At 51.8% G+C, this 255-nt stretch carries 1 rRNA gene; it reads right to left on the minus strand.

What is annotated here, in order from left to right:
* Positions 1-255 (minus strand): 16S ribosomal RNA (locus GM672_RS30310); the annotation flags it as partial.

Consider the following 255-nt stretch of genomic DNA (forward strand, 5'->3'; position numbering starts at 1 on the left):
GAGTGCTCTTTCGTAGCAACTAATGACAAGGGTTGCGCTCGTTGCGGGACTTAACCCAACATCTCACGACACGAGCTGACGACAGCCATGCAGCACCTGTGTGCAGGTTCTCTTTCGAGCACTCCCAGATCTCTCCGGGATTCCTGCCATGTCAAGGGTAGGTAAGGTTTTTCGCGTTGCATCGAATTAATCCACATCATCCACCGCTTGTGCGGGTCCCCGTCAATTCCTTTGAGTTTTAATCTTGCGACCGTA

Source organism: Pseudoduganella buxea, assembly GCF_009720835.1.
GTDB lineage: Bacteria > Pseudomonadota > Gammaproteobacteria > Burkholderiales > Burkholderiaceae_D > Rugamonas > Rugamonas buxea.